Here is a 26,056-nt window from a genome sequence, read left to right as displayed (position 1 = left end):
TCTTCGAGCCATCATGAAAGACGGCAATGTGCCGTTGTCGGCCGCCTGGCCCGGAGGCTCTCAGTCGCCGCTCATGCCCTGGTGATGGCTGAGAAAGACCTGGCCCTTGAACCATTGCTGCCAGCCGCCAGCGCGCAGGCGGTCCAGCACCGGGCCCTTGACCTCGGACAGATCGAGCTGCACCCGCTGGCGCTGCAAGGCCGTCTGCAGTTCCCGCAGCGCTTCGAGGCCGGAGAAGTCGATGCTGTTGACCGGCGACATCAGGAGCACCACCCGGCGCGTGCCGGGATGATGGTCGACATGCAGCTGCACCACGTCCGTCAGGCTGCGCGCGTTGGTGAAGACCAGGCTCTCGTCGATGCGCAGGCCCAGCACATCGGCCCGGCATTCGACCTGGTGCCGGTCGACATTGCGATAGTGTTCGGTGCCGGGGACGCGGCCGATCAAGGCCACATGCGGGCGGGCCGTGCGTTGCAGCAGCAAGGCAATCGAGCCGGCCACGCCGAGTGCCAGCGCTGCCGCCAGGCTCCAGGCGAGCACGGTCAGTGTCACCAGCAGCATCAGCAAGGCTTCGGGCCGCGAGAAACGCCAGGCCTCGCGGTAGGGCTGAAGCCGCAGGCCGGAAAGCACGGCGACCAGGATGGTGGCGGCGAGCACGCCCTTGGGCATCCAGGCCAGTGGCTCGGCCAGGAGCCAGGCGGCCAGACCCATCAGGACGGCCACGAAGACGCCGGTCATGCGGGAGCGGCTGCCGGCGTCGTGCATCAGGACGCTGCGCGAGAAGCTGCTGGCCACTGGCATCGCACCGCTGCAGCCGGCCACCAGGTTGGCCGCGCCCAGGCCCAGCAATTCGCGCCGCGCGTCCACGCGCTCGCCACGACGGCGCGCCAGCGATTCAGCCACCACCAGGCTGGAGACATAGGCCATCAGCGCCAGCAACAAGGCATGCGGCAGCAAGGCGCTCCAGATCTCGCCGTCCAGCCGCGGCAAGGCCAGGCCCAGATGCAGCGGCGGCAGGATGCCCACCACGGCCACGCCCCGGCCCTGCACCTCGAAGCCCCAGGCCAGGCCCAGCGCCAGCAGGAGGATGACCAATGGCGCAAACCGGGCCGCCTGGCCGCTCAAGGAACGGCGCGCGAGCACCAGCAGGGTCAGCGCAGCGACGCCGAACAGGGTGGTCGTTGGTTCGATCTGCAGGAGCTGCGCGGTTCCCGGGCTGCCCAGCAGTGGCGGCAGTTGCGACAGTGCGATCGACAGCGTCGCTCCGGTCTCGAAGCCATGCAGCACGGGCACGCTCAGCAGCGAGGCCAGGGCATCCAGCCTCAGTGCTGCTGCCAGCAGCATCAGGAGCCCCACTTCCACCGCCAGCACCAGGGCACCTTCGGCAGGACTCACGCCAGCCGGCAAGGCGCCGAGCGCCTGCGAAATCATCAGCGCCAGCACGGCCACCGGGCCGATGCCCAGCACCGGGCTTGATCCAAAGAAGGCATAGGCCAGCAGCGGCAAGAGGCTGGCGTAGAGCCCCACTTGCGGCGGCAGGCCGGCCAGCAGCGCATAGGCCAGGCTTTGCGGAATCAGCAGCACGCTGACCACCAGGGCGGCGCTGAAATCCTCACGCAGGAGCCGGCGCGAATAGTCGCGCCAGGAGTTGGCCGGGCTGAACATCAGCCCTCGCGCTGCGGGCCGAGGATCTGCTGCAGGCTGACCCGCTGCGAGGAGCAGGCGGCGTCAAAGTCGGCCTCGATCTGCTGCAGCGTGTCGCTGTCCTTGGCGTCCACGGTGGCGATGCCCATGGCGCGGTTGCGGCCTTGCGACTTGGCGGTGTAGAGCGCCATGTCGGCCCAGTTGACCGCCTGCTCCCAGTGCAGGGCCAGGCGCATCGGCGGCAAGGGGAAATGGGCGAAACCGATCGAGACGGTGATGGACAGCGGCCCGTCTTCGGTCGTCACCGGTTCGGCGCCGACGCTGAACAGGATGCGCTCGGCCAGGCCGTGCAATTGCGACTGGGCCACACCGGGCGCGAACACAAGGAACTCTTCACCGCCCCAGCGCACGACCAGGTCCTGCTGGCGCACGGCATGCGAGATGCGACGGGCCACCTCGCAGATGACGATGTCGCCGGCCGCGTGGCCATGGCGGTCGTTCACGTGCTTGAAGTGGTCGATGTCGACCATCAGCAGGGCGCCGTCGAACTGGTTGGCCGCCTGCTGCTCCATCACGGCCAGGAAGTGGCGGCGGTTGGCCAGCTCGGTCAGTGGGTCGCGTTCGCTCTGGGCGCGCAGCAGCGCTTCGTTGGCCTTGAGGTTCTTGTTGGCCACCTGGACGCGGCGCACCATCACGCCGCCCAGCACCACCAGCAAGGCCAGCAGCACGCCGACGGCGATGCCCACCTGCTGGGCCAGTCGGCTGTTGGCGAGTTCCTGGTCCTTCAGGCTGCGGTCGCGTTGCAGCAACTCCAGATCGCGCTCGCCCCGGGCGCTGTCGTACTTCAGGCGCAGCGCTTCAAGGGCGGCTTCGCGGGCACGCTCGTTGGCCTTGCTGGTCAGCGCACGTTCCTCGTGGAAGACGGCAATTGCTTCGCGGGGCTGACCCGATTCGGCCATCGCCTCGCCCAGCTCGCGCAACTCGCGCGCTCGGCCGGCCAGATCGGGCTGGGTCTGGCGCAGGACTTCTACCTGCGCCATCTCGCGCTTGGCGGCCTCCAGCTGATGCAGGCGGATCAGGGCGACCGACATGTTGTGGCGCAGGAGCCGCTCCATGCTGCGGTCCTTGAAGCTCAGCACCACCGGCAATGCCGTGCGGGCCATGGCCAGCGCCCGTGCCGGCTCACCGCGGTGCATGTAGTAGTCGCTCAGATTGGCCTGGGCATGTGCGACCTGACGGACCGCACCGGCCTGCTGGGCAAATTCGAGGCCGCGCAGCTGGAACTGCAATTGCGCCTGCTTGTTGCCGCCCCGCCCGGCCAGCACCGCCTGGTAGGTCATGGCCTGGAACATGCGCTGGGCATCGCCCTCGGCCGCTGCCGTCATTCGGTCCAGCGCCTGCTGCATGGGCTCGGGCTGATCGAGCGACTGGTACAGCAGGGCCAGCGAGCCGGCGCTCAAGACCACCATGCTCAGGTCCGGGCCCGCCTGCGCCAGATTGAGCGCGCGTTTGGACAGTTCCACGGCCTGCGTCAAGGCACCGCCGCCTCGCTTGGCGGCTTCGAGCAGGCGCAGGGCCGACCACAGCGGCCGGTAGTCGCAGGCGCCGCGCTCAATGGCGGCGCGCTCCTCATTCACCGGGCAGCCCGGGCCCAGCAACTCCACGGCCTTGGTGGCGCTGGCGAGCGAGGCCTCGGCATTGCCACGGCGGTCATCGATCAGCGCGCGCAGCACTTGCAGGCGTCCTGCCTGGGCCGGCAAGCCAGCCAGGCGCTTGGCGCTCTGGTCGGCGGCCTCAAGCCGGCCGGCATCCAGCAGCACCCGCGTTTCGGCATAGTCGAGCGCGGCGGGCAGGGTGCCGTCCTTGCGCAGCTCCTCCAGGCGGCCAAGTGCCTTGTCGGGGCGGTCCAGCCCTTCGCGGATCAGTGCCATCAGCTGGCTGTCCAGCTCTTGGGCCGTGGTCGGCTGCTGTGCCGCGGACGGGCTCAGCAGCAGGGCTGCCACCAGCGGCAGCAGCGCGCGCGCGCAGGTGCGCCTCATAGCCGGCTCTCCCCGGGCGGACCTTGCAGCACGCTCAGCCCGACCTGGCCCTCATGCCAGGCCGCTTCCATGCGGGTGGAGATCGTCTGCAGCGCGGCTTCGTCTGTCACGTCCATCCGTTCGATCCCATAGGCGCGGTTGCGGCCATGGGCCTTGGCCATGTACATGACCGTGTCGACCAGGTCGATGGCGCGCTCCCAGTCCACCAGCAATTCATTGGGCGCCAGCGGGAAGCTGCCGAAGCCGATGGAGGCGGTGACCGGCACGCGCAGGTTGCCGTGCTGGACCGCCGGTTGTGCGATCAGGTCCAGCAGGCGCTGGGCGAGGTGCTGGGCCGTGGCCGGGTCACGCGTCTCGACGACGATCAGGAATTCCTCGCCACCCCAACGCACCACCAGATCGTCTTCGCGCAGAGCGGCGCGCAGGCGGCGGGCCACCTCGATCAGCACCGAGTCGCCGGCGGCGTGGCCATGCTGGTCGTTGATGCGCTTGAAATGGTCGATGTCGATCAGGAACACGGTGCCCGACAAACCGCCCTTGGAAGCCAGGCGCTTGATGGCGGCCTGGAAGTGGCGGCGATTGGCCAGGCCGGTCAGCGGGTCGCGTTCGCTCTGGATCTTCAGGCTCTCGTTGCTGGTGGCCAGCGCCTGGTTGGTCTTGCGGATGCGCTGGTAGGCCAGGCCCAGCAGGGCGGCGGAGAGCACGATGCAGCCGCCCAGCGCGGCCCACAGCTTGAGTTGCAGGTCGCGGGCGCGGATCTGCTCGGCCTTCAGGCTGTTGCCGCGATTGAGCAGCTCGATTTCCTTGCCGCGCTGCTCGGCGTCGTAGCGCTCCTGCTGCTCCAGCACGGTCTTGCGTGATTCCTCGCGCAGTACGCGGTCAATCAGCTCCCGATAGCGATGATGGGCATCGATGGCCCCGGCCCAGTCGCCGGCCTTCTCGAGATAGGTGCCCAGCTCGGCCCAGCCGTCGGCAGCGATCGAGATCGCGCCCTGCTGCTCGTCCATGGTGATGGATTGCCGCACTTCCTGCTTGCCTTCCTCGACCCGCTTCAGCGCGATCTTGGCGATGCCGCTGTTGTGCAGCGACAGCGACTCGGCGCTCAGCTGGTGGGCCTCACGCGCGAGCTGCAGTGCTTGCGTGGCCAGCTCCAGGGCGCGGGCGAACTGGTTCTGGCGCAGGTGGATGTCTGCCAGGTTTGCCAGGTTGAGCGCGATCACACCGGGCGCACCGGCCTGCGTCGAATACTCCAGCGCTTTCTCGAAGGACTTGCGGGCCGTGACGAGGTCGTCGACCAGGCTGTAGACGATGGCGCGAGCGGTCTGGACCTGGTTCAGGGTCATCGGATCCGGAGCCGGGTCGCTCTCGGCGAGCCGCACGGCTTCCTCGATGGTCTGCTTGCCGCGCTCCGGCTGCTGCGAGCGCATGTAGAGGCTGGCGATGTCGGCCAGCACGAGGACCTTGCGCCAGATCTGGCCGCTGCGCTCGGCCAGCTTCAAGGCCTTGTCTGCGGCCATCACCGAGGCGTCGAGGTTGCCGGCGTCAGATTCGGCGAAGGAGCGCAGCTGCTGGTAGCGCAGCTGCAGGAGCATGGGGGCGGCGGCGACGCCCTCGGCCGGCGCCTGGCGCAGGACCTTGACCGCTTCGCGCAGGTCGCCGCGCTCGCGATGGAATCGGGCCAGGGTGGTGGCGGCCACGACCTTGGCCGCGGCGGCTGACTTGGCGTTGGGCCACTGGTCCAGCTCGTTCACGACCTGCTCGATGCTGGCGCGATCGATGGAAAGGCCGGCCACTTCGCCGCGCAGCCCCAGCAGGTGCAGGCGCTCGTCACTGCCCGGCGCCGTCTTGGCCTGCAGGAGGGCGAGTTCTTTCAGGTGTTCGCGCGGACGCGCGCGCGCGCTGCGCTCGATACGGTCCACCGCTTCATCGAGCTGCTTGTCGCTGCCGACAAGCGAAGCAGCGCTCGCGCTGGCTGCCGGCTCAGCCGGCTTGTCGGTGCTCGGCTGGCAACCCAGCACCAGCAGCGCGCAGCACAAACCCGCCAAGGCATGGGCGGGCCTCCGCGGCGATGGCCGACGGTTCGTGACGGTGGGGGCTGACACTGGAAGGGCCATGCTCATCGAACGGGCTATCGGCCTGCTTGCTTTGCGCTTCAGGCACGTCGCCAATCCAACCGGGGTCTGCTTGGTTTTTTGGAGCTTTATTGCTGCTGCGGACACGGGCGAGTGTAGTGAAGCCCGCCCGCACCCCGACCCGGGCTATCCCCGAAGATGTGCACATACCGCCGCCAGATGTGAAATATGGTCCAGAACCCTGCGATGGCCGAGGCCGCTGCTGAGCAGCAAGCTCGCCTGAGGCAAGGCTTCGTCCAGCGCACGCGCATGCGCCAGTGGTGCTGCGCGGTCCTGCTCGTCATGGATCAGCAGCACCGCCTGCTGCAGGTGAGCGCCCAGCCAGGCCGGTTCGAACTGTTCCAGCGGACCATCGCTCAAGTGCTCCAGACGTTTGCGCAAATCATGGCGACTTTTCTCGCCGAGGCCGAATGCGTGGCCGAACCAGCCCAGCACCGTGGCTGGCGGCGCTGAGGTGGCCAGCAGCGCCAGGCGCCTGACAGGCAGGCCGCGCGCCGCAGCGCTGAGTGTGGCGACCGCGCCCAGCGAATGCGCCACGATGCCGTGCAGTGGGCCGAGCCGCGAAGCTGCGACGAAGAGCGCTCGCCGCCATTGCGGCAGATGGCTGCTCCAGCCGCCGCTGTGGCCATGGGCCGGCATGTCCAGCAGCACCGGGTCGAAACCTTGCTGCCAGAGTGCGTCGGCGAGCGATTTCATCTGGGCCGCCCGACCGCCCCAGCCATGGACGAGCAGCACCCGCGGCCTGTCAACGGACGCGTCGGCATGGCGCCAGGCGCGCAGATGGCTGCCTTCGAAGGCCCAGTCCTCGGCCAGCCAGGGAGCTGGCAGGGCGAGCCGGCCCAGGAACTTGGGCGGCAGCGGGCTGCAGAACAAGCGCAGCGCCAGCGCGCCACCCAGCCGCGGGCCCATGGCCTGGGCCAGCCGCAAACCCTGGCGCAGCAAGGCGGCCGTGGCGCCGCCGGCGTAGAACAGGCTGGCCGGATTGGCCTTGGCCGCGCCGGGGCTCATCGCAGCTCCTCCAGGGCAAAGTCGTGGTTGTCGCGAGGCAATGCGTGCCAGAGGCGGCGCAGGGCCAGGGCACCGCGGGCAAGCGTGGCGATGACGACGAGGAACAGCAGCGGAATCAACATGACAGCCTCCTTAGGCTTGACTCGGTGTTTGCGCACGACCGTGCGAAAAGACATCGAGCAGGAACGCGCCCTGGGTCTTCATGGAACTCAGGCGCCGGTGGGACGGTAGTGGGAGATCAGGCGCTCATAGGCGGCCAGGCCGCGCGCCATGACTTCGGGGTTGCGCAGGAAACGGGCCTCGCGCAGCAGGCCCGTGAACAGGGCGTCGAGCTCGAACACCAGCTGCTCGACTTCGGTGTCTGCCTTCAGGTGGCCGCAGTCCTTGGCCTGCAGGATGCTGCGGCGCAAGACGCTGCGCCAGCGCTGCACGCCTTCGAGCAGCAGCTCGCGCATCGGGCCGTCGCGGTCATCGAACTCGAAGGCACCGGCCACATAGAGGCAGCTGCCCCGCGGGCCGGCGCGGCAGACGCGCTCCAGCCAGGCTTTCATCATCGTGTCCAGCCGCGGCAGGCCGCGAGGCTCGCGCAGGGCCGGCAAGAGCACGTCCTGCTGGAAACGGCGCTCGAACTCCGCCATCACCGCGCGCTGCAGGCCTTCACGGGAGCCAACGCGCGAGAACACGCCGCTTTTGGACAGGTTCAGCCTCTTGGCGACCTCGCCGATGCTCAGGCTGTCCAGCCCGTCGAGCGCGGCCATCTCCAGCGCGGCATCGACGATGGCACTCTGGGTCAGTTCGCTGCGTTCGGTCTTGGCGGCTTCCATGGCGAAGACTTTAGCACGACCGTGCGAAGTCGTAAGCCCCGTTGCATATCAGGGGGATTCACCGTCTTCCTTCGGCGGCCGGCCGCGCTTGGCCGGGTTCAGCTCGGGCTTGATGCCACGCCGGGCCAGCGCCTCGCGCAGCAGGTACTCGATCTGGGCATTGGCCGAACGCAGCTCTTGCGCGGCCAGGCGCTCGATCTCGGCCCACAGGGCGGGGTCCAGGCGCAGGGCGAAGCTTTTCTTGTCGGGGCTGGCCATGGCTTCTTTTCAGGCGGCGACGTCGGCCGCGACAGCGATCAGTATCAAGACAAGAACCCTGCGCATGACCTGACCCCCCGACTCAGTTATAGAGCGTGCCGGCGTTGACGATGGGCTGCGTCTCCTTGTCGGAGCACAGCACCACGAGCAGGTTGGACACCATGGCGGCCTTGCGCTCGTCGTCCAGCACGACGATGTCGCGCTCGGACAGGCCTTTGAGCGCCTCCTCGACCATGCTGACCGCACCCTGCACGATCTTCTTGCGGGCGCTGATGATGGCTTCGGCCTGCTGGCGCCGCAGCATCACCTGGGCGATCTCGGGCGCATAGGCGAGGTGGGTGATCTTGGCGTCGACCACGGTCACGCCGGCTTCGGCACAGCGGTCCTGCAGCTCCTTGACCAGTTCGCGCACCACCTCGTCCTGGCCGGCGCGCAACGTGGTTTCGCCGCTGTTGGTGTCGTCGCCTTCGTCATAGGCAAATTGCGAGGCGAGGTGGCGGATCGCGGTCTCGGCCTGGATGCGCACATAGGTCTCGAAGTCGTCGACCTCGAACACGGCACGTGCCGTGTCCTCGACACGCCAGACCAGCGCAGCCGCGATCTCGACCGGGTTGCCGCGCTTGTCGTTGACCTTCAGCGTCGCTGCATTCAGGTTGCGCGCGCGCAGCGATATCTTGCGCTTCATCGCCAGCGGGTTGGCCCAGCGCAGGCCGTCCTTGCGGTCGGTGCCGCTGTAGTGGCCGAACAGCGTCAGGATGCTGGCTTCGCCGGGTTGCAGCATGTAGAGGCCAGCCACCGTCAGCACTGCAGCGGCGATCAACAGGATGGCGATCAGCATGGGCATCGGGTTGCCGATGCCACGGTACATCAGCAGGCCGCCGGCAACGGCCAGCGCCAGGGCGACCAGCAGGGCCGAATAACCATTGGCCGTAAGAGCTGCGGTCTCGCGGCGGCCGCTTGTGGTGTTGCTCATCGTGATATCTCCTCTAAAAGGTGATATCACTTTAATTTCACCTGCCCGCAATTGCAAGCGCTGGTTTCAGCTCGTGGCCAGCGCCCCCTGATAGCCCCTCGGCACGGCGCCCAACAATTTGCGCGTGTACTCCTGCTGCGGCGCGGCCAGCAGCGCCTGAGTGTGGTTCTGCTCGACCACGTCGCCGTTCTGCATCACCAGCACTTCGTCGGAGATGAACTTCACCACGGCAAGGTCGTGACTGATGAAGATGTAGCTGAGGCCGAACTCGTCTTGCAGGTCTTTCAGGAGATTGAGCACCTGGGCCTGGACCGAGACGTCGAGCGCCGAGACCGCTTCGTCCAGCACCAACACCTCGGGCTGCAGGGTCAGGCAGCGCGCGATGGCGATGCGCTGGCGCTGGCCGCCGGAGAACTCGTGCGGGTACTTGGCGAGCGCCGAGTCGTCCAAGCCCACCTTCTTCAAGAGCGCGCTGGCCGTGGCCAGTCGCTCAGCGTGATTGGCGCCGATCTTGTGGATCTCCATCGGCTCGACCAGGGTCTGGCTGATGGTGAAGCGCGGGTTCAGGGAGGCATAGGGGTTCTGGAACACCACCTGGATGCGGCGGCGCATCTTCTGCCACTCGTTGCCGCTGAGCTTGAGCAGGTCGCGACCCTCGAACAGCACCTCGCCGCCGCTCGGTTCATGCAGGCGCAAGAGGGTCAGGCCCATCGTCGTCTTGCCCGAACCCGACTCGCCGACCACGCCCAGCGTGTGGCCCTTCCTCAGCTTGAAGCTCACTTCCTTCACGGCCTTGAATTCGGTCTTGCCGAACAGGCCGGTCTTGAAGAAGAAGCTCTTCTTCAGGCCGCGCGCCTCCAGAATCACCGGTGCATCCGGGTCCTTGGGCTTGGCCGCGCTCTGAGCGCTTCGACCGGCGATGTGATCGTCGATCACCAGCAGCCGCGCGGGGTTCTCGGTCAAGCTTGGGCGGCAGGCCAGCAAGGCCTTGGTGTAGCTGTCTTGCGGTGCGCCGAAGATGCGCGCCACAGGCGCCTTCTCGCGCACCTCGCCATGGCGCATCACCACGACCTGGTCCGACATCTCGCCAACAACGCCGAGGTCGTGCGAGATGAAGAGCAGGCTCATGTGGTGGCTTTCCTTCAGCCGGGCCAGCAGCTCCATCACCTGGCGCTGGATGGTCACGTCGAGCGCCGTGGTGGGCTCATCGGCGATCAGCAGCTTTGGGCCACAGGCGAGTGCCACGGCAATCATCACGCGCTGCTGCTGGCCGCCCGACATCTCATGCGGATAAGCCTTGAGCCGGCGCTTGGGTTCGGGGATGCCGACTTCGTTCAGCAGCTCCTCGGCGCGCACCAGCGCTTGCCGGCGGCTCATGCCCAGGTGCTTCATCAAGGGCTCGCAGATCTGCGTGGCCACGTCGAACACCGGGTTCAGGGAGCTCATCGGATCCTGGAACACGCAGGCGATTTCGCGGCCACGCACCGACTGCAAGTCGCGCTGACTTGCCTGCAGCAGATCGCGGCCCTGGAACAGGATCGCACCGCTGCGCTCGGCATTGCTGGGCAGGAGGTTCAAGATGGACATCGCCGTCACGCTCTTGCCCGAGCCCGACTCGCCAACCAGGGCGACGGTCGAGTTCTCCGGGATGTCGAAGCTGACGCCCTTGACCGCCTGCTGGCGCTGCATCTGGCCGTCGACGCGGCCCATGCGGAACGCGACCTTGAGGTCTTGTATGGATAGCAGCATCTCGCTCATTCCAGGCCTCGCAGCTTCGGATCCAGCGCATCGCGCAAGGCATCGGTGAACAGCGCGAAGGCGGTCACGAAAACAGCCATGAAGCTGGCCACGGCGGCGAGCTGCCACCAATAGCCGAGTATCAGTTCACCCTGCGCTTCCGACAGCATCGTGCCCCAGGAGACCTGGTCCACGCCCACGCCCAGGCCAAGGTAGGAGAGGATCACTTCGCTCTTGAGGAAGCTCACCACGCTCAGCGACAGCTGCACCAGCGCCACATGCGAGACATTGGGCAGGATGTGCTTGAACATGCGCGAGAACCTGGAGGCGCCAATCGCCTCGGCCGAGCGCACGTACTCGCGGCCACGGTGCTTGATGAATTCGGCACGCACCAGGCGGTAGGTGCCGGTCCAGCCGGTCAGGCCCAGGATCATCACCACCGAGCCGACGCCCCGCCCGAAGATCACCGCGAAGGAGAAGATCAGGAGGATGTTGGGCATCGCCGTGAAGACGTTGTAGACCCACTCCATGAAGTCGCCAATGCGTCCGCCGAAGAAGCCCGAGATCGAGCCCAGCACGGTGCCGATCAGCGTGGCCACCAGCGCGGCGAGCAGGCCCACCATGATGGACACCTCGGCACCCTTGAGCACCTTGGCGAGCACATGGCGGCCCAGGCGGTCGCCACCCAAGGGCAGGGTCTCGGCCTTGACCACTTCCGTGGTCTTGAACTGGCTGGCCCGCTCGGCCCACTCCTTGTACTTGGGCGCCAGCGGGTCGATGTCGCTCAGGTCCACGTTCGGGCCCTTGGGCGAAACGATCACGCCGGTGGCCTCCGGCGGCGCCGGGCCCATCAGCGTGGGTGGCGCGTTGGGCACACCCTTCTCTTCCTGCCAGTCCGATGCAATCCAGCCCAGGCCTGTGGCGAGCACCAGGATCAGGAAGCACACCACGATGGCCATGGCCACCATGCCCACCTTGTCGGCCCGCAGGCGGCGTCCGGCCGCATGCCAGACGCCGCGCGAGCGTTCCGGCTTCGCATTCGTTGTGAGGACCGCGCTCATTTGAGGACCACCCGTGGATCGACGAGGCGATAGAGCAGGTCGGTCAGGAGGTTCACACTCATCGTCAGCATGGCCAGGTAGATGGCAAAGGCCTGGATCACCGGATAGTCATTGCGATTGACCGCCAGCAGGATCTCGCGGCCCAGGCCCGGGATGGAGAAGAACACCTCGATCAGGAAGCTGCCCACCAGCACGCCGGGCACCAGCACCGTGATGTTGGTGAGGATCGGGATCAAGGCATTGCGCAGCACATGCTTCAGCAGCACCACGCGCTCGCTCAGGCCCTTGGCGCGCGCGGTGCGCACGTAGTCGTGGCCGATCTCGTCGAGGAAGAAGCTGCGGTAGAGCCGGATCTGCGGCGCCAGCGCCACCGTCACCACGATCAGGATCGGCAGCGGTGCGTACGTCGTCAGATTGGTCCAGACGCTGTCGCTCCAGCCCTGCACCGGGAACCAGCCCAGGCGGAAGGCAAAGAAGTACTGGGCCAGGATCACATAGACCAGCAGCGACACCGACAGTGCAACCGTGGTGATGACCATCACGGCGCGGTCGGTCAGGCTGCCGCGCCGGTAGGCCACGGCCATCGCGAACGGGATCGCGAGCACCACCTCCAGGAAGAGGATGGGCAGGGTCACGGTCAGGGTGGCGGGCAGGCGGGTCTTGAACAGGTTCGCGACCGATTCGCTGGTCGCCCAGCTCTTGCCCCAGTCGAACGTCACGATCTGCGTGAGGTAGATGCGCAGCTGTTCCCAGACCGGCTTGTTGAGGCCGAGCTGTTCACGGATCGCTTCGATCTGCGCCGCGCTGGCGTTCTGGCCACCGAGGATTTCGGCCGGGTCGTCGCCGAAGAACTTGAACAGGAAGAACACCAGCAGCACGACGCCGAGCAGGGTCGGAATCATTTGCCACAGGCGCCGTATCAGGTATGCCGCCATTGCTGTACAGCCTCCAGGGGTAGCGGGAAAGGCAGGCCCCGCCACCAGCGCGGTGGGCGGGGCCCGTCTCGAATCTGGCGCAGTCTAGTGCAGCGCCTCCTAGGGTTCACCCGCGCAAACTCCGGGCTTTCCCGGACCCATGCCGAACTGGCAAGAGGCCATGCCGATGGTGGGGCGTTTGCTCGCCTTAGACTGCGCGCTTCCCCTAGCCTCGATGAGATGAATGCCGTGACGTTTGAGACGCTTCGACATCGCCTGGTCTGCGTGCTGCTGGCATGCCTGCCCCTGGCCGCGGCGCAGGCCCAGCAAAGCAAGCCCGAGCCCAGGAAGGTCTTGCGCTATGCGATCCGCGTGGCAGAAACCGGCTTTGACCCGGCCCAGGTCAGCGACCTGTATTCGCGCATCGTGACCTCCGGCATGTTCGAGACGCCCTTGCAGTTCGCCTACCTGGCCCGGCCCACGCAATTGCGGCCCGGCACCACGGCGGCGATGCCCGAGATTTCGGCCGACTTCAAGACCCTGACCTTCAGGTTGAAGCCGGGCATTCTCTTTGTCGACGATGAAGCCTTTGGCGGCAAGAAGCGCGAGCTGATCGCGGCCGACTACATCTACACGATCAAGCGCCATTTCGACCCGCGCTGGAAGAGCCCCAATCTCTACCAGCTGGAGCCGGTCGGCATCCTGGGCCTGAACGAGCTGCGTGCCGAGGCGCTGAAGACCAAGAAGCCATTTGACTACGACCATCCGATCGAGGGCCTGAAGGCCTTGGACCGCTACACCTTCCAGGTGCGCACCAGGATCGGCAACCCACGCTTCGTCTACCAGTTCGCCGACCCGCTGATGGGCGCCGTGGCGCGCGAGGTGGTGGAGCACTACGGCGACAAGATCATGCAGCACCCGGTGGGCACCGGCCCCTGGCGCCTGGCCGAGTGGCGGCGCAGCTCGCGCATGGTGTTCGAGAAGAACCCGAACTACCGCGAAGTGTTCTACGACGAGCAGCCGCCCGCCGACGATGCGCGCCTGCAGGCGCAGGCTGCCAAGCTCAAGGGCCGGCGCATTCCGCTGGTGGACCGGGTCGAGATCTCGGTGATCGAGCAGAACCAGCCGCGCTGGCTGAGCTTCCTGGGCGGCGAGGCCGACTTCGTCGACGAGGTTCCTCCGGACTTTGCCAGCGTCGCCATGCCGCACAACCAGCTTGCGCCCAACCTGGCCAAGCAGGGCGTGCAGATGATCCGCTATGCCCGCGCCGACTCCTGGATGTCGTACTTCGCCATGGAGCACCCCGTCGTCGGTGGCTACACGCCAGACAAGGTGGCGCTGCGCCGGGCCATCTCCCTGGGCGTTGATCTGGACCGTGAGATCACGCTTGTGAGACGCGGCCAGGGCGTGCCGGGTCAGGGCGTGATCGGCCCCAACACCTTCGGCTACGAGCCTGGCTTCAAGAGCGAGATGAGCGAGTTCAACCGCGCCAAGGCCCGCGCGCTGCTGGACATGCACGGCTATGTCGACAAGAACGGCGACGGCTGGCGCGACCTGCCCGACGGCAGCCCGCTGGAGCTGGAGTACGCCACGCAGTCCGACAGCCAGAGCCGCGCCCTGATCGAGCAGTGGCAGAAGAACATGGATGCCCTGAACATCCGCATCAAGTTCACGATTGCCCAATGGCCCGAGAACAACAAGGCCTCGCGCGCCGGCAAGCTGATGATGTGGGGCTTCGGCTGGAGCGCCTCGACGCCAGACGGCGACGACTTCCTCGGCCTGGGCTACGGGCCCAACGCGGCGCAGTCCAACCATGCGCGCTTCAACCTCAAGGCCTTCAACGAGATCTACCAGCGCCAGCAGCAGTTGCCCGACGGCCCCGAACGCCAGGCCGCGATGCGCGAGGCGCAGCGCCTCCTGGTGGCCTACATGCCCTACAAGGTGCATGTGCACCGCATCTTCACCGACATGGCCCAGCCCTGGCTCGTCGGCTACAACCGCAATCTGTTCCGGCGCGACTTCTGGCAGTTCGTCGACATCGACACCGAGCTGCTGGCAAAGAAGACCGGCAAGGGCTCCTGAACATGGCCGTGAAGCGCCGCCGCCTGCTGCAAGCCTCCATGGCTGCGGGCCTGATGCCTGGGATGGCGCCAGCGAAGGCGGCAGCTGCGCAAGCCAAGGTTTTGCGCTATGCCTTTGTCGTGGCGGAGACCGGCTTCGATCCGGCGCAACTGACCGACCTCTATTCGCTGACCGTCACCAGCCACATCTTCGAAGCGCCCTACGGCTACGACCCGCTGGCGATGCCGCCGCGCATCGTGCCGCTGACGGCGCAGGCGCTGCCCGAGGTGTCGGCCGACTTCCGCGTCTTTCGCATCCGGCTGCGGCCGGGCACCTTCTTTGCGGATGATCCGGTCTTCAAGGGCCGGCGGCGCGAGCTGGTGGCGGCCGACTATGTCTACAGCTGGAAGCGCATGGCCGACCCGGCGGTGAAGAGCCCCAGCTGGGCGGCCATCGAGGAGCTGAACATCATCGGCCTGAGCGAGCTGCGCAGCGAAGCGCAGCAGCTGAAGAAACCCTTCAACTACGACCGGCCCATCGAAGGCTTGCGCGCCATCGACGACCACACGCTGGAAATCCGCCTGGCCCAACCCCGGCCGCGCCTGGTGCAGACCTTGGCGCAGAACGACCGCATGGGCGCACTGGCCCGCGAGGTGGTCGAGGCGTATGGCACGGACATCATGGCGCACCCGGTGGGCACCGGCCCGTTTCGCCTCACACGCTGGCGACGCAGCTCCTTGATCGTGCTGGAAAAGAATCCCGGCTACCGTGAGCGTTATTACGAAAGCGAGCCGGCCAAGGATGACGTGGAAGGTCAGGTGATCGCTGCCAAGCTGCGCGGCCGCAGGCTGCCGATGGTGGACCGGGTCGAGCTGGCCATCATCGAGGAGTCGCAGCCGCGCTGGCTCAGCTTCCTCAATGGCGAGCAGGACTTCATGGACCGTGTGCCGCCCGAGTTCGTCAATGTGGCGCTGCCACATGGCACGGTGGCGCCCAACCTGGCCAAGCGCGGCATCAAGCTGACGCGCACGCTGGCGGCGGATGCGGTGTTCACCTTCTTCAACATGCAGGACCCGGTGGTGGGCGGCTACACGCCCGAGAAGGTGGCACTGCGCCGCGCGATATCGCTGGCCTGGGACGTGGAGCGCGAGATCCGCCTGCAGCGCCGCGGCCAGGCGGTGCCGGCGCAGTCGCAGGTCATGCCTTACACCAGTGGCTACGACCCGGCCTACAAGAGCGAGATGTCGGACTTCGACGTGGCGCGGGCCAATGCCCTGCTCGACCTCTATGGCTACAAGGACGTCGATGGCGACGGCTGGCGCGAGCTGCCGGACGGCAAGCCGCTGGAGATAGCATTCGCTACCCAGCCGGACTCCCTGTCACGCTCCTACGACGAGCTATGGAAGCTCAGCTTTGCGCGCATCCACGTGAAGCTGAAGTTCGTCACCGCCAAGTGGCCGGAGAACCTCAAATCGGCGCGCGCCGGCAAGCTGATGATGTGGTTCCTCGCTGATACCGCGGTGCAGGCCGATGGTGCGGCCTGCATCCAGCGCCTGTACAGCCGGCAGATCGGCAACCGCAATATGTCGCGCTTCGAGCAGCCGGACTTCGACAGGGCCTACGAGCGCCTGCAGTTGCTGCCCGATGGCCCCGAGCGTGAGGCCCTGTTCCTGCAGGTCAAGCGCCTGCAGCTGGCCTATATGCCCTTGAAGACCCATGTGCACCGCATCATTCCGGACCTGATGCAGCCCTGGGTCGTGGGCTACCGCCGACCGCTGTTCCGCTACGAGTTCTGGCAGTTCCTCGACATCGAGCCGCACTGAGCGCTTCGCTTTACTGGCATGCACCTTCCGGCGCCGGGTCGACAGCGCCATAGCGAGCCTGCACCAGGCGGCGCCCCTCGGCCGCTGGCGTCATCAGGAAGAGATGGCTGAACGAGGTTTCGCACAGCTCCTGCACCACCGGTCCGCCCAGGGCATTGACCAGCGGCGCCAGCGTGTTGCTGTGGCCGACGATGAGCACGGTGCCGTCGAGCTCGCGTACGGCAGCCGCGACTTCCTGCAGATGCACAGGCATCGCGCCTGGCTTGATGGTGAACACCTTGGGGCTCAAGCCCTGCGCCGTCAGCAGCGGCCCGGCCGTCTGCTGGGTGCGGCGGTAATGTGTGGTGATCACGTGGCGCACGCCGGCCGACTTCAAGGCCTCGGCCAGTGCTTGCGCGCGCGCCTGGCCGGCTGCCGAGATCGATGGGTCTTTCGTGCCGTCCTCGGCCCGCTCGGCATGCCGGGCCAGCACGATCAGCGAAGGTTCGGCCAGCGCAGGCCCAGCGGCCAGGCACATCAAGGCGATCAGGAAAGTCCTCATGCGGGCGTCCTCACATTCAATCTGTGAGCCAGTATGCTCGCAGCACGGGAGGTGCCGATGCGGGGTTTGTGCGCAGGGCTTTTGGGTTTGCTGCTGGTCCTGCCGGCTCAGGCGGCGGAGGTGCGCGTGGCTTTTGGCCATTCGGTAGCGCCTTTTGCCGATGCGCAGGACGGCACCGGCATCGAGGTCGACATCATCCGGGCCGCCCTGCAGGCCGTGGGCCACACGGTCCGGCCGGTCTTCATGCCCTCCGCCCGCAAGATGCTTGCATTGCGCAACGGCGAAGTGGAAGCCGCCGCCACGCTCTCGCCGCAGGATGGGCCCGATGCCTGCTTCTCGGATGTCTACATCCACTACCAGGACTTCGCGATCACGCCCAAGGGCCGCTACCCCAAGGGACTGCGCCTGACCGACCTGGCCGAGCTGCGTGTCGTGGCCTACCAGCTGGCCACCCATCACCTGGGGCCGGAGTACGCCGCCACCGTCAAGAACAACCCGCGCTATATGGAGCAGGCCGACCAGCTCTCGCAGCTGCGCATGCTGTTCGGCGGCCAGGCCGACGTGATCGTGGCGGAGCGCCACATCTTTGAACACCAGCTCAAGCGCCTGGCCGAGAGCCGCTTCAAGGAGAGGCCCTTCCCGGTGGACTTCATGCCCTTGTTCAAGCCGGTGGCCTACCGCGTGGCCTTCAAGGACTTGGCGCTGTGCGAGCAGTTCAACGCAGGCCTCTCGCGCATACGCCGCGAGGGCGTGCTGGAGCGCATCTCGGCCGCCTACCTGCCAATCGTCAAACTCGCTCAACCCGCTGCATCGGAACCCCGCCCATGAAACTCGCCAGCAACGGCCTGCAGTTCGAAGTGATAGACGAAGGCCCGCGCAATGGCCAGCCGCTGCTGATGATAATGGGCCTGGGCATGCAGTTGACCGCCTGGCCCGATGGTCTGGTTCAGCAGCTGATCGCGCGTGGTTTTCGCGTCATCCGCTTCGACAATCGGGACATCGGCCTGTCCAGCCATCTGGACGAGCAGGGCCTGCCCAATCTCGGCCTGGCCGCAATGCTTTATGCACTGCACCTGCCAACGCCGCAGCCGGCCTACATGCTGCAGGACATGGCGCGCGATGCGCTGGGTCTGCTCGATGCGCTGCAAGTGCGCGAGTGCCATGTGCTGGGCGCCTCGATGGGCGGCATGATTGCGCAACACCTGGCACTGCTCGCGCCGGAGCGCGTCAGGAGCCTCAGCTTGATGATGACCACGAGCGGCGCGCGGCGGCTGCCCGGGCCTTCGCTGAAATTGCGCGCGGCCCTGCTGTCCCGACCGGCGAGGCCAAACGACGTCGACTGCGTGGTCGACCACCTGCTGGGCATCTACCGACTGATTGGCAGCCCGGCCTACCCGGCCGAACCGGCCGAGCTGCGCGAGCGCGTGGCATGCCAGGTGAAGCGCAGCCACCACCCGCGCGGCGTGGCCCGGCAGCTGGCCGCCGTGGTGGCAGACAGCCAGCGCGCCAAGCTCGTGAGCCAGATCCGCGCACCCACCCACATCATCCACGGCAAGGCCGACCCGCTGGTGCCGCCGGCCGCCGCCCCCGACCTGCAGCGCCGCATCGCCGGCTCGACGCTGGACCTGGTCGACGGCATGGGCCACGATCTGCCCGAGCCGCTGTGGCCGCGCTTCGTGGCTGGCATTGCCGGCGTCGCCGGCCTCTGATCGCAGCGCTCAGGCGCGGACGTCGATCAGACCCAGAGCCCGCGCCCGGGTGACCGCATGCTTGCGCGAACCGGCGTCGAGCTTGGCGTAGACCTTCTTCAGATGCCATTTGACCGTCTCGTCGCCTATCGACAAGGCGGTGGCGATTTCCTTGTTCGAGTAGTTCAAGGCCAGCAGCTGCAGCACCTCGCGCTCCTTGGGCGTCAGTTGCAGCGCCATGCTCTTGTCGCCCTCCACGAGCGGCATGGCGAAGGCCGGGCGCCACAGGCCCGCGGCATCGCTGGTGGGCAGGCTGCGCATCGGCGTGCTCGGTGGACGCACCTGCATCAGCTCGATGGCCCGGCGCGCGTGTCCGTAGGCAGAGGCCCAATCCTTTGCGGCGGCGCAGTCCTCGGCCAGCAGCGCATAGAGGTGGGCGGGTGGCTTCCAGCCCGCGATCTTGAAACCCTCGTGCAGGGCGGCTTGCGCGTAATGCAATGCCGGCGTCGTGGCGATCAGGCCGGCCGGTGGCGGCAACACATGGCGGCGGTGGATCTCGGCCAGCGCCTCGTAAAGGGCGACCTGCAGCGTGCTGAAGCCATGCGCCTGGATCAGCGCCTGGCATTCCTCGACCGCCAGCAGCGCCGCCTCGGGCTGACCCGCTGCGGCGAGCGCCCGGCCCTGGTGGATCAGGCACAGCGCCAGGTTGTCGGTCGAGCGGGCCTCACGGTACATGCGGATCGCCTCGGCCATCGGCGGCACGGCCTCCACGCCCCGGCCCAGCAGCAGCAGGCTGCGCGAGAGTTCCGAACAGGCATTCGCGCGGTTGATGCCGCCCGGCGTGGCGGCCAGCGAGCGCAGCGCAGCGCCGGCGAGGGCATGGGCCTCTTCCTCGCGGCCCAGCTCATTGAACAGCGCCGCCAGGCGCGTCTGGCTGGCGCCCAGCAAGGCGGGCCAGCCGGTCTGGTGGGCCACGCGCTCCGCGAGGTCGAAGCAGGCCACGGCATCGTCCACTTCGCCGAGTCCTTGCAAGGCCGTGCCCGCGTTGATCACGCAGATCATCGCCAGGCGCAACATGCCCACGCGCTGGGCCTGTTCGCTGGCATGCAGAAAGAGCGAGGCCGCCTCGGCGGGCTCGCGCCGCGACAGCCGTAGGCCACGGGCCGCGCTCCACAAGGCGTCGCAGGCCGGGTCGGCGGGCAGCGCGGGCGCCGTGGCCGCCTTGGGCTCGCTGAATGTGTTCTCGTAGGCCACCCAGGCCTCGGCCTGGGCCTGCCGCTCCAGCAGGCGGGCCTCGGCATAGACGGCAGCGGCACGGCTGTAGGCTTCCAGCTCGCGCTCACGCTGGCCGCGGGCCTTGGCCACGGCGGCTTCGGCCAGCAGCGCATCGCCACTGGCCAGCGGGTCGGGCTGCTCGGCCAGCAAGGCGCGCGCCAGGGCGAGCCGCTCCTCGGCCACTTCGAAATTGCACAGCAGGGCGGCAATCTCGCTGGCGCTCAAGGCCAGGCGGATGCGCAGGCGCTGGGACGCCGGCGATGCCGGCGCCGCCTGCCCGTCCAGCAGGGCCTGGGCTTCATCGATCAGGCCCTGGGCGCGTGCGCTGTCACGTTGACGCAGGGCCCAGGCCAGCGCGGCCAGCGCACCCGGCCGCTCGCCGGCTGAGGCCTTGCCCAGGCGAGCTTCCAGCAAGGGCAGGTCCGGGTTCGGCGGGTACAGCGGCATGGCATAAATTGTAGGGAGGGCCGGGGCTAAGATGCGCCGCCGGTCATCCCGAGGAGCCCTATCTCCATGAATATTGCCTGGACTCAGTTCACCCCTGTGCATGCGCTGATCGGCGGCAGCCTGATCGGGCTGGCCGCTGCGATCTACTTGCTGGGCAACGGCCGCGTGGCCGGCATCGCCGGCATTCTGGCGGGCCCCTTGCAAGCGCTGCGCAAAGGTAGCCTCAGTGGCGAAGGCACGCGCCTCGCCTTTCTGGCAGGCCTCATTGCCGCGCCCTGGTTGTGGCGGGTCTTTGCAGAGCTGCCGGCGGCCAGCATCGATGTCGGCACGCTCGGCCTGGTGCTGGCCGGCTTGCTCGTCGGCATCGGTGTGCGAATGGGCAACGGCTGCACCAGCGGCCATGGGGTCTGCGGGCTGAGCCGGCTTTCGCTGCGTTCGTTGGCCAATGTGCTGACCTTCATGGGGGCAGGTTTTGCCACCGTCTTCGTGCTGAGGCACTTGCTTTGAGGAGGGGCATCCGCATGAACACGAAACGCTTCGCGCTCGCCTTCGCCAGCGGCCTGATCTTCGGCCATGGCCTGATCGCCAGCGGCATGAGCAACCCGGCCAAGGTCAAGAATTTTCTCGACCCGTTGGGCGCCTGGGATCCGAGCCTCGCGCTGGTGATGGCAGGGGCCATTGGCGTGGGCCTCGTCGCCTATGCGGTCGCCAGGCGCCGCAGCCTTTCCTGGACCGGCGAACGGATCGAGCTGCCCACGGCCACCCACATCGATGCCAAGCTGCTGGGTGGCGGCCTGCTGTTCGGTGCCGGCTGGGGCATTGCCGGCCTGTGCCCGGGCCCGGCCGTGGTGGCCTTGAGCGTGGGTTTCGGCCCGGCGCTGGTCTTCGTGCCCGCCATGCTGGCCGGCATGTTTCTGTACGACTTCGTGATTGCCAAGCCGCGTGCCTGAGGCGCGATGGAGCCCTGCCATGCTGATCTTTCGCCAACTCTTCGACCCGACTTCGTCCACCTACACCTACCTGCTGGGTGACAGTGCCTCCGGCGAAGCGCTCATCATCGACCCGGTGTTCGAGCATGAGCGCCGCGACCTGGCACTGCTGCGCGAGCTGGGCCTGCGCCTGGTGGCCACACTGGACACCCATGTGCATGCCGACCATGTGACCGGCGCCTGGCTCCTGAAGGAGCGCAGCGGCAGCCAGATCCTCTTGTCGGAAGCAGCAGGCGCCAGCGGGGCCGACCGGCTGCTGCGCCATGGCGACAGGGTGGGCTTCGGCAAGCGCTACCTGGAGGTTCGCGCCACACCGGGCCACACCAGCGGTTGCCTCAGCTATGTGCTGGACGACCAGAGCATGGCCTTCACCGGTGATGCACTCTTGATACGCGGCTGCGGCCGCACCGACTTCCAGCAGGGCAGCCCGGGCCTGCTCTACCGCTCGGTGCATGAGCAATTGCTGTCGCTGCCGGCGACCTGCCTGCTCTATCCGGGCCATGACTACCGTGGCCTGACCGTGACCAGCGTGGCCGAGGAGCGCCGCTACAACCCGCGCCTGGGTGGTGATGTGAACGAAGGTGACTTCACCGGCTACATGAACCACCTGGGCTTGCCGCATCCGAAGCTGATGGACATCGCCGTGCCCGCCAACCTGCGCTGCGGCCAGCCCGAGGGCGGCACGGCGCTGGCCGATGACGAAGGCCACTGGGCGCCGCTGACTCTGGCCTTCAGCGGCATCTGGGAAATCCAGCCGGGCGTGCTGGCCGAGCGCCTGGCCGATGCCACGAATCAGCAGCAGATCCAGCTGCTCGATGTGCGTGAGCCGCAGGAGTTCAGCGACGCGCTGGGCCACATTCCTGGCGCCAAGCTGCTACCACTGAAAGAGCTGGCGGCACGCATGGGCGAGCTCGACCGCGAGCGGCCGCTGGTGGCCATCTGCCGCTCCGGCGCACGCTCGGCGCAAGCCACCGTTCTTTTGCGCAAGGCCGGCCTCAGCCGTGTGGCCAACCTCACCGGCGGCATGCTGCGCTGGCGTGCGGAGCAGCTGCCGGTGGAGGATGGCCTGGAGTGAGGGGCGTGGATGCTGATCCGCGTGAAGCGGTCGCCACGTTGAGCAGCCCAATGGTGCCTGAGCTGTGCGATCCGGACTTGCCCCTAAACTAGGCCGCCCTACTACCGAGCAGCCGAGCAGCATCAGCCAATGAAGAGCCCCAAGAGCGCCACCAAGTCCATTGCCGCTGCAGCGAAAGCCTCGGGCGCGAAGGTGACGCTGGGCATGGTGGCCGAGGCTTGCGGGGTTTCGCCGAGCACGGTGTCACGCATCCTCAATGGCACGGCCGTGGTGAGCCAGGAAAAGCGCGACGCGGTGGACCGGGCGATTGCCGAGCTGGGCTTCGTGCCCAATCCGATTGCTCGCGGCCTCGCGGGCGGGCGCACGCTCAGCGCCGGTGTTGTGACGCAGGCCATCGACAGCCCGTTCTACGGCGTAGCCCTGCGCGGCATCGAGGAAGAGCTGAGCCAGGTGGGCTACAGCCCGCTGTTCGTCAGCGGCCACTGGAATGCCAAGGAAGAGCAGCGCTGCATCGACGTGCTGCGCTCGCGCCGCGTGGACGGCATCATCGTGCTGACCGGCCGCCTGAGCGACGAAGCCCTGCGCAAGCTGGCCAAGGAACAGCCAGTGGTGGTGACCGGCCGCAGCATCAAGGCGCCGGGCCTGTATTCGCTGGACTTCAATGACTTCGAAGGCGCGCGCCTGGCCACGCATCACCTGCTGAGCCTGGGCCACCGACAGATCGCCTTCATCGCCGGCGACCCGGTGCACCCCGATGCACAGGAGCGCCTGCGTGGCTACCGCGCGGCGCTTGAAGCAGCCGGCGTTCGCTACAAGGCGAGTCTGGTGCTGCCGGGCAAGTTCCATGAAGAGAGCGGCCTGATGGCGGTGGAGCGGCTGATCGACAGCCGCGAGCCTTTCACCGCAATCTTTGCGGCCAATGACCAGATGGCATTCGGCGCCTCGCTGGCGCTCTACCGGCGCGGCCTGCGCGTGCCGGAGGACGTCTCGCTGGTCGGCTTCGACGACCTGGCCGGCGCCGCGCACTCGGTGCCGCCGCTGACCACCATCCACCAGGCCGCCCATGAACTGGGTCGGCTGGCGGCGCAGTCGCTCCTGCAGATGCTGGCCGGGCAAAAGCCCACAGCCGTGCTGCCCGAGCCGCGATTGATCGTGCGCTCTTCGGCGCGCCCGCTGCAGCCCTGAAGCCGGGCCGCTGTCGCGGCTTGCGCAACAGCTCGGCATTTACCCTCGATTGACACCCCGAACCGCTGCGACCTATTATGAAAGCGCTTTCATAAAGAAGACATAGAGTCGTGATCCTGCAGACTCTGCCCCAGGGCAGGACTTGCTGCGACACGCCGGAGACAAGGCATGAGGTTGGTGGTCAGGAGTTTGTGGAGCGCTTCTCTGCGCTGTGGCCTGGGTTTGAGCCTGGGTCTTGCGCTGGCCGCTCCGGCGGCAGCCCAGCGCACGCTCACCGTCGCCGCGTTCCCGGCGGTGGACGAGATCGTGCGTGCCGCGCTGCCGGCCTGGAAGCGGCTGCATCCCGACGTCGAGGTGAAGGTGGTGAGCCGCGAGCTCAATGACCATCACACGGCCATGATCACGGCGCTCTCCACGGCCGTCCATCTGCCGGACGTGATGGCGCTCGAAGTAGGCTACCTCGGCCGCTTTGCGCAGGGCGCAGGTCTGCTGGACCTGACGCCTGCGCCCTATGACGTGCGCCGCTTCGAGTCGCGCTTCGTGCCCTATGCGTTCCAGCAGGCCAGCACGCCCACCGGCGCCGTGCTGGCCGTGCCCACCGACATCGGCCCAGGCACCTTGCTCTATCGCCAGGACCTGCTGGCCAAGGCGGGCCTGACCGAGGCCGACATCACGCGCAGCTGGGAAGGCTATGTGCAGGCTGGCGTGAAGCTCAAGGCTGCCACGGGTGCCTACCTGATGGCCCATGCACGTGACATGAAGGACATCCTGATACGCACCGGCATCCAGCCGGGCGAGGGCATCTACTTCGACAAGGACTCGAAGCCCTTGGTCACCTCGCCGCGATTCGTGCGCTCCTTCGAGCTGGCCCGCGCGGTGCGCCGCCAGCAGCTCGATGCGCGCGTGACGGCCTGGTCCTCCGACTGGGCCGAAGGCTTCAAGCGCGGAGGCATCGCCACGCAGATCTCCGGCGCCTGGCTGGCCGGTCACCTGAACAACTGGCTGGCGCCGAGCACGCGCGGCATGTGGCGCGCAGCGCAATTGCCGGAAGGTGCCTTCGCCGCCTATGGCGGCACCTTCTTCGCGATGCCGCGCCAAGGGGAACAGGCGAATCGAGCCCTGGCGTGGGAGTTCATTCAGATGATGACGATGGACCGCCAGCAGCAGCTCGCCGCGTTCAAATCGCAGGACGCGTTCCCGGCATTGCTGGAAACACATGCCGACCCCTTCCTTGACGAGCCTATCGCCTTCCTCGGTGGCCAGACCGCGCGCCGCGATTGGCGCGAGGCGGCGAGCCATGTGAAAGCCGTTCGCGTTCACAAGCAGGATGCATTCGCCCGCGAGGTAATCGACACCGAGCTCGACAAGGTGCTGGAGCGCGGCAAGGACATTGCCACGGCCCTGGCCGATGCGCAGCGCCTGCTGCAGCTGCGCGCCCGTCGCTGAGAAGAGCACGTCATGAAACTGCCCAGCCTCTCACCCCGCCACGCGCCGTACCTGTTGCTGGCGCCGTTCCTGTTGCTGTTCCTGGTGTTCGGCCTGTTCCCGCTGTGCTTCTCGCTCTACCTCGCGTTCCAGAGCTGGGAGCCGACCAGCGGCCTGGCGGCGATGCACTTCGTGGGCTTTGACAACTTCGCTTTCGCGCTGCAGGACGAATGGTTCTGGAAATCCTTGCAGAACACCGGCTGGCTGGCCGTGGTCTCGGGTCTGCCGCAGCACCTGGTCGCCATTGCGCTTGCCTGCTTCATCAACCTTGCCTTTCAGCGCTGGCGCAACCCGGTGGTCGGTGCCTACTTCCTGCCCTACATCACTTCGTCCGTGGCCATCGCCATCCTGTTCAGCTCGCTCTTCTCGACCGACTACGGCCTGATCAATATCGTGCTGGCGGTGCTGCGCGAAATACCGGGCATCAGCTGGCTGCTGCCCGCGCATGCCGTCGACTGGCTGAATGATCCGGATGCCTTGAAGCCCGCCATTTCCCTGATCGTGTTCTGGCGCTACGTCGGCTTCAACATCGTGCTCTACCTCGCCGCGCTGCAGACCATACCGCCCGACCTGTACGAGGCCGCCACCATGGACGGCGCCAGCCGTATCAAGCAGTTCTTCTACATCACGCTGCCGAGCCTGAAGCCGATGATCTATTTCGGTGTGACCTTGAGCGTGATCGGCGGCCTGCAGCTGTTCGAGGAGCCCTTCATCCTCACCGGCGGCAAGGGCGGCTCTGACCAGGCCGGCATGAGCACGGCGGTCTACCTCTACCGCACCGCCTTCGATTTCAACGACTTCGGCGCGGCCAGTGCGATGTCGTGGCTGCTCTTCATCGTCGTGGCCCTGCTCACCTGGGCCACCAACCGGGCTTTCCGCCCCCGCGGAGGCTGATCG

Annotated in this window: 23 protein-coding genes; 10 read left to right on the top strand and 13 right to left on the bottom strand. The window is 67.3% G+C overall.

The features are described 5' to 3' along the window. Positions 1-60: 60 nt before the first annotated feature. The 11 genes from ABT392_RS18830 to ABT392_RS18780 all read right to left on the bottom strand — a co-directional run bounded on the left by ABT392_RS18830 (position 61) and on the right by ABT392_RS18780 (position 12,611). Positions 61-1,665 carry a SulP family inorganic anion transporter gene (locus ABT392_RS18830; RefSeq protein ID WP_395384953.1) on the bottom strand — a complete coding sequence of 535 codons (1,605 nt, stop codon included), beginning with the start codon at positions 1,663-1,665 and terminating at the stop codon, positions 61-63. After that, positions 1,665-3,683 (bottom strand): GGDEF domain-containing protein, encoded by a 2,019-nt coding sequence (locus tag ABT392_RS18825; protein WP_334279659.1) that lies wholly within the window; start codon positions 3,681-3,683, stop codon positions 1,665-1,667. Before ABT392_RS18825 ends, ABT392_RS18830 begins: the two co-directional genes overlap by 1 nt. Beyond that, positions 3,680-5,803: a diguanylate cyclase domain-containing protein gene (locus ABT392_RS18820; protein ID WP_395384954.1), complete on the bottom strand. Its 2,124-nt coding sequence runs from the start codon at positions 5,801-5,803 to the stop codon at positions 3,680-3,682. Before ABT392_RS18820 ends, ABT392_RS18825 begins: the two co-directional genes overlap by 4 nt. A 138-nt stretch (positions 5,804-5,941) precedes the next feature. After that, positions 5,942-6,823 carry an alpha/beta hydrolase gene (locus ABT392_RS18815; protein WP_334279657.1) on the bottom strand — a complete coding sequence of 294 codons (882 nt, stop codon included), beginning with the start codon at positions 6,821-6,823 and terminating at the stop codon, positions 5,942-5,944. Beyond that, the gene (locus ABT392_RS18810) at positions 6,820-6,945 is read right to left on the bottom strand and encodes a hypothetical protein (protein ID WP_334279656.1); all 126 of its coding nucleotides are present in this window, start codon (positions 6,943-6,945) and stop codon (positions 6,820-6,822) included. The genes ABT392_RS18815 and ABT392_RS18810 overlap by 4 nt, the downstream gene beginning before the upstream one ends. Before the next feature lie 87 nt (positions 6,946-7,032). Then, positions 7,033-7,647, bottom strand: coding sequence for a TetR/AcrR family transcriptional regulator (locus tag ABT392_RS18805; RefSeq protein WP_395384955.1), 615 nt, complete (start codon positions 7,645-7,647; stop codon positions 7,033-7,035). Positions 7,648-7,695: 48 nt separating this feature from the next. Continuing rightward, a complete protein-coding gene (locus ABT392_RS18800; protein ID WP_334279654.1) occupies positions 7,696-7,905 on the bottom strand; it encodes a type II toxin-antitoxin system antitoxin in 210 nt (69 codons plus the stop codon). 82 nt (positions 7,906-7,987) lie between these two features. Next, positions 7,988-8,878 (bottom strand): SPFH domain-containing protein, encoded by an 891-nt coding sequence (locus ABT392_RS18795; protein WP_334279653.1) that lies wholly within the window; start codon positions 8,876-8,878, stop codon positions 7,988-7,990. Between the two features lie 66 nt (positions 8,879-8,944). Then, positions 8,945-10,627, bottom strand: coding sequence for an ABC transporter ATP-binding protein (locus tag ABT392_RS18790; RefSeq protein WP_395384956.1), 1,683 nt, complete (start codon positions 10,625-10,627; stop codon positions 8,945-8,947). A 5-nt stretch (positions 10,628-10,632) separates the two neighbouring features. Further along, positions 10,633-11,676: an ABC transporter permease gene (locus ABT392_RS18785; protein ID WP_334279651.1), complete on the bottom strand. Its 1,044-nt coding sequence runs from the start codon at positions 11,674-11,676 to the stop codon at positions 10,633-10,635. Then, positions 11,673-12,611, bottom strand: coding sequence for an ABC transporter permease (locus ABT392_RS18780; protein ID WP_334279650.1), 939 nt, complete (start codon positions 12,609-12,611; stop codon positions 11,673-11,675). The genes ABT392_RS18785 and ABT392_RS18780 overlap by 4 nt, the downstream gene beginning before the upstream one ends. Positions 12,612-12,830: 219 nt before the next feature. Between ABT392_RS18780 and ABT392_RS18775 the strand changes: the two genes are divergently transcribed. Together ABT392_RS18775 and ABT392_RS18770 are read left to right on the top strand one after the other, a co-directional pair. Then, on the top strand, positions 12,831-14,672 hold the full coding sequence (locus ABT392_RS18775) for an ABC transporter substrate-binding protein (protein ID WP_334279649.1): 1,842 nt from the start codon (positions 12,831-12,833) through the stop codon (positions 14,670-14,672). 2 nt (positions 14,673-14,674) lie between these two features. Further along, the gene (locus ABT392_RS18770; protein ID WP_395384957.1) at positions 14,675-16,474 is read left to right on the top strand and encodes an ABC transporter substrate-binding protein; all 1,800 of its coding nucleotides are present in this window, start codon (positions 14,675-14,677) and stop codon (positions 16,472-16,474) included. A 10-nt stretch (positions 16,475-16,484) separates the two neighbouring features. Here the strand turns inward: ABT392_RS18770 and ABT392_RS18765 are convergent, their stop codons facing one another. Then, the gene (locus ABT392_RS18765) at positions 16,485-17,015 is read right to left on the bottom strand and encodes a histidine phosphatase family protein (RefSeq protein ID WP_395384958.1); all 531 of its coding nucleotides are present in this window, start codon (positions 17,013-17,015) and stop codon (positions 16,485-16,487) included. An 87-nt stretch (positions 17,016-17,102) separates the two neighbouring features. Here ABT392_RS18765 and ABT392_RS18760 point away from each other — a divergent pair, with 87 nt between their 5' ends. Next, a complete protein-coding gene (locus ABT392_RS18760) occupies positions 17,103-17,843 on the top strand; it encodes a substrate-binding periplasmic protein (protein ID WP_395384959.1) in 741 nt (246 codons plus the stop codon). Next, the gene (locus ABT392_RS18755) at positions 17,840-18,724 is read left to right on the top strand and encodes an alpha/beta fold hydrolase (RefSeq protein ID WP_395384960.1); all 885 of its coding nucleotides are present in this window, start codon (positions 17,840-17,842) and stop codon (positions 18,722-18,724) included. Before ABT392_RS18760 ends, ABT392_RS18755 begins: the two co-directional genes overlap by 4 nt. Before the next feature lie 9 nt (positions 18,725-18,733). On the opposite strand, the gene ABT392_RS18750 is transcribed toward ABT392_RS18755, so the two are convergent. Further along, positions 18,734-20,425, bottom strand: coding sequence for a helix-turn-helix domain-containing protein (locus ABT392_RS18750; protein WP_395384961.1), 1,692 nt, complete (start codon positions 20,423-20,425; stop codon positions 18,734-18,736). Positions 20,426-20,491: 66 nt separating this feature from the next. Between ABT392_RS18750 and ABT392_RS18745 the strand changes: the two genes are divergently transcribed. The 6 genes from ABT392_RS18745 to ABT392_RS18720 all read left to right on the top strand — a co-directional run bounded on the left by ABT392_RS18745 (position 20,492) and on the right by ABT392_RS18720 (position 26,053). Then, on the top strand, positions 20,492-20,932 hold the full coding sequence (locus tag ABT392_RS18745) for a YeeE/YedE family protein (RefSeq protein WP_334279643.1): 441 nt from the start codon (positions 20,492-20,494) through the stop codon (positions 20,930-20,932). Positions 20,933-20,946: 14 nt separating this feature from the next. Continuing rightward, positions 20,947-21,375, top strand: a complete 429-nt coding sequence (locus tag ABT392_RS18740; RefSeq protein WP_395384962.1) for a DUF6691 family protein — start codon at positions 20,947-20,949, stop codon at positions 21,373-21,375. 22 nt (positions 21,376-21,397) lie between these two features. Then, positions 21,398-22,489, top strand: a complete 1,092-nt coding sequence (locus ABT392_RS18735; protein WP_334279737.1) for a rhodanese-like domain-containing protein — start codon at positions 21,398-21,400, stop codon at positions 22,487-22,489. Positions 22,490-22,618: 129 nt separating this feature from the next. Next, entirely contained in the window at positions 22,619-23,674 is a 1,056-nt protein-coding gene (locus ABT392_RS18730; RefSeq protein ID WP_334279641.1) for a LacI family DNA-binding transcriptional regulator, read from the top strand. 168 nt (positions 23,675-23,842) lie between these two features. Beyond that, the gene (locus ABT392_RS18725) at positions 23,843-25,120 is read left to right on the top strand and encodes an ABC transporter substrate-binding protein (protein WP_334279640.1); all 1,278 of its coding nucleotides are present in this window, start codon (positions 23,843-23,845) and stop codon (positions 25,118-25,120) included. A 12-nt stretch (positions 25,121-25,132) separates the two neighbouring features. Beyond that, on the top strand, positions 25,133-26,053 hold the full coding sequence (locus ABT392_RS18720; RefSeq protein WP_334279639.1) for a carbohydrate ABC transporter permease: 921 nt from the start codon (positions 25,133-25,135) through the stop codon (positions 26,051-26,053). Positions 26,054-26,056 lie beyond the last annotated feature (3 nt).

Origin of the sequence: Paucibacter sp. JuS9 (assembly GCF_044043925.2) — a bacterium.
Classification (GTDB): domain Bacteria; phylum Pseudomonadota; class Gammaproteobacteria; order Burkholderiales; family Burkholderiaceae_C; genus JAUASW01.
Note: the sequence above shows the minus strand (reverse complement) of the source record. Positions and strands in the feature narration are given on the sequence as shown.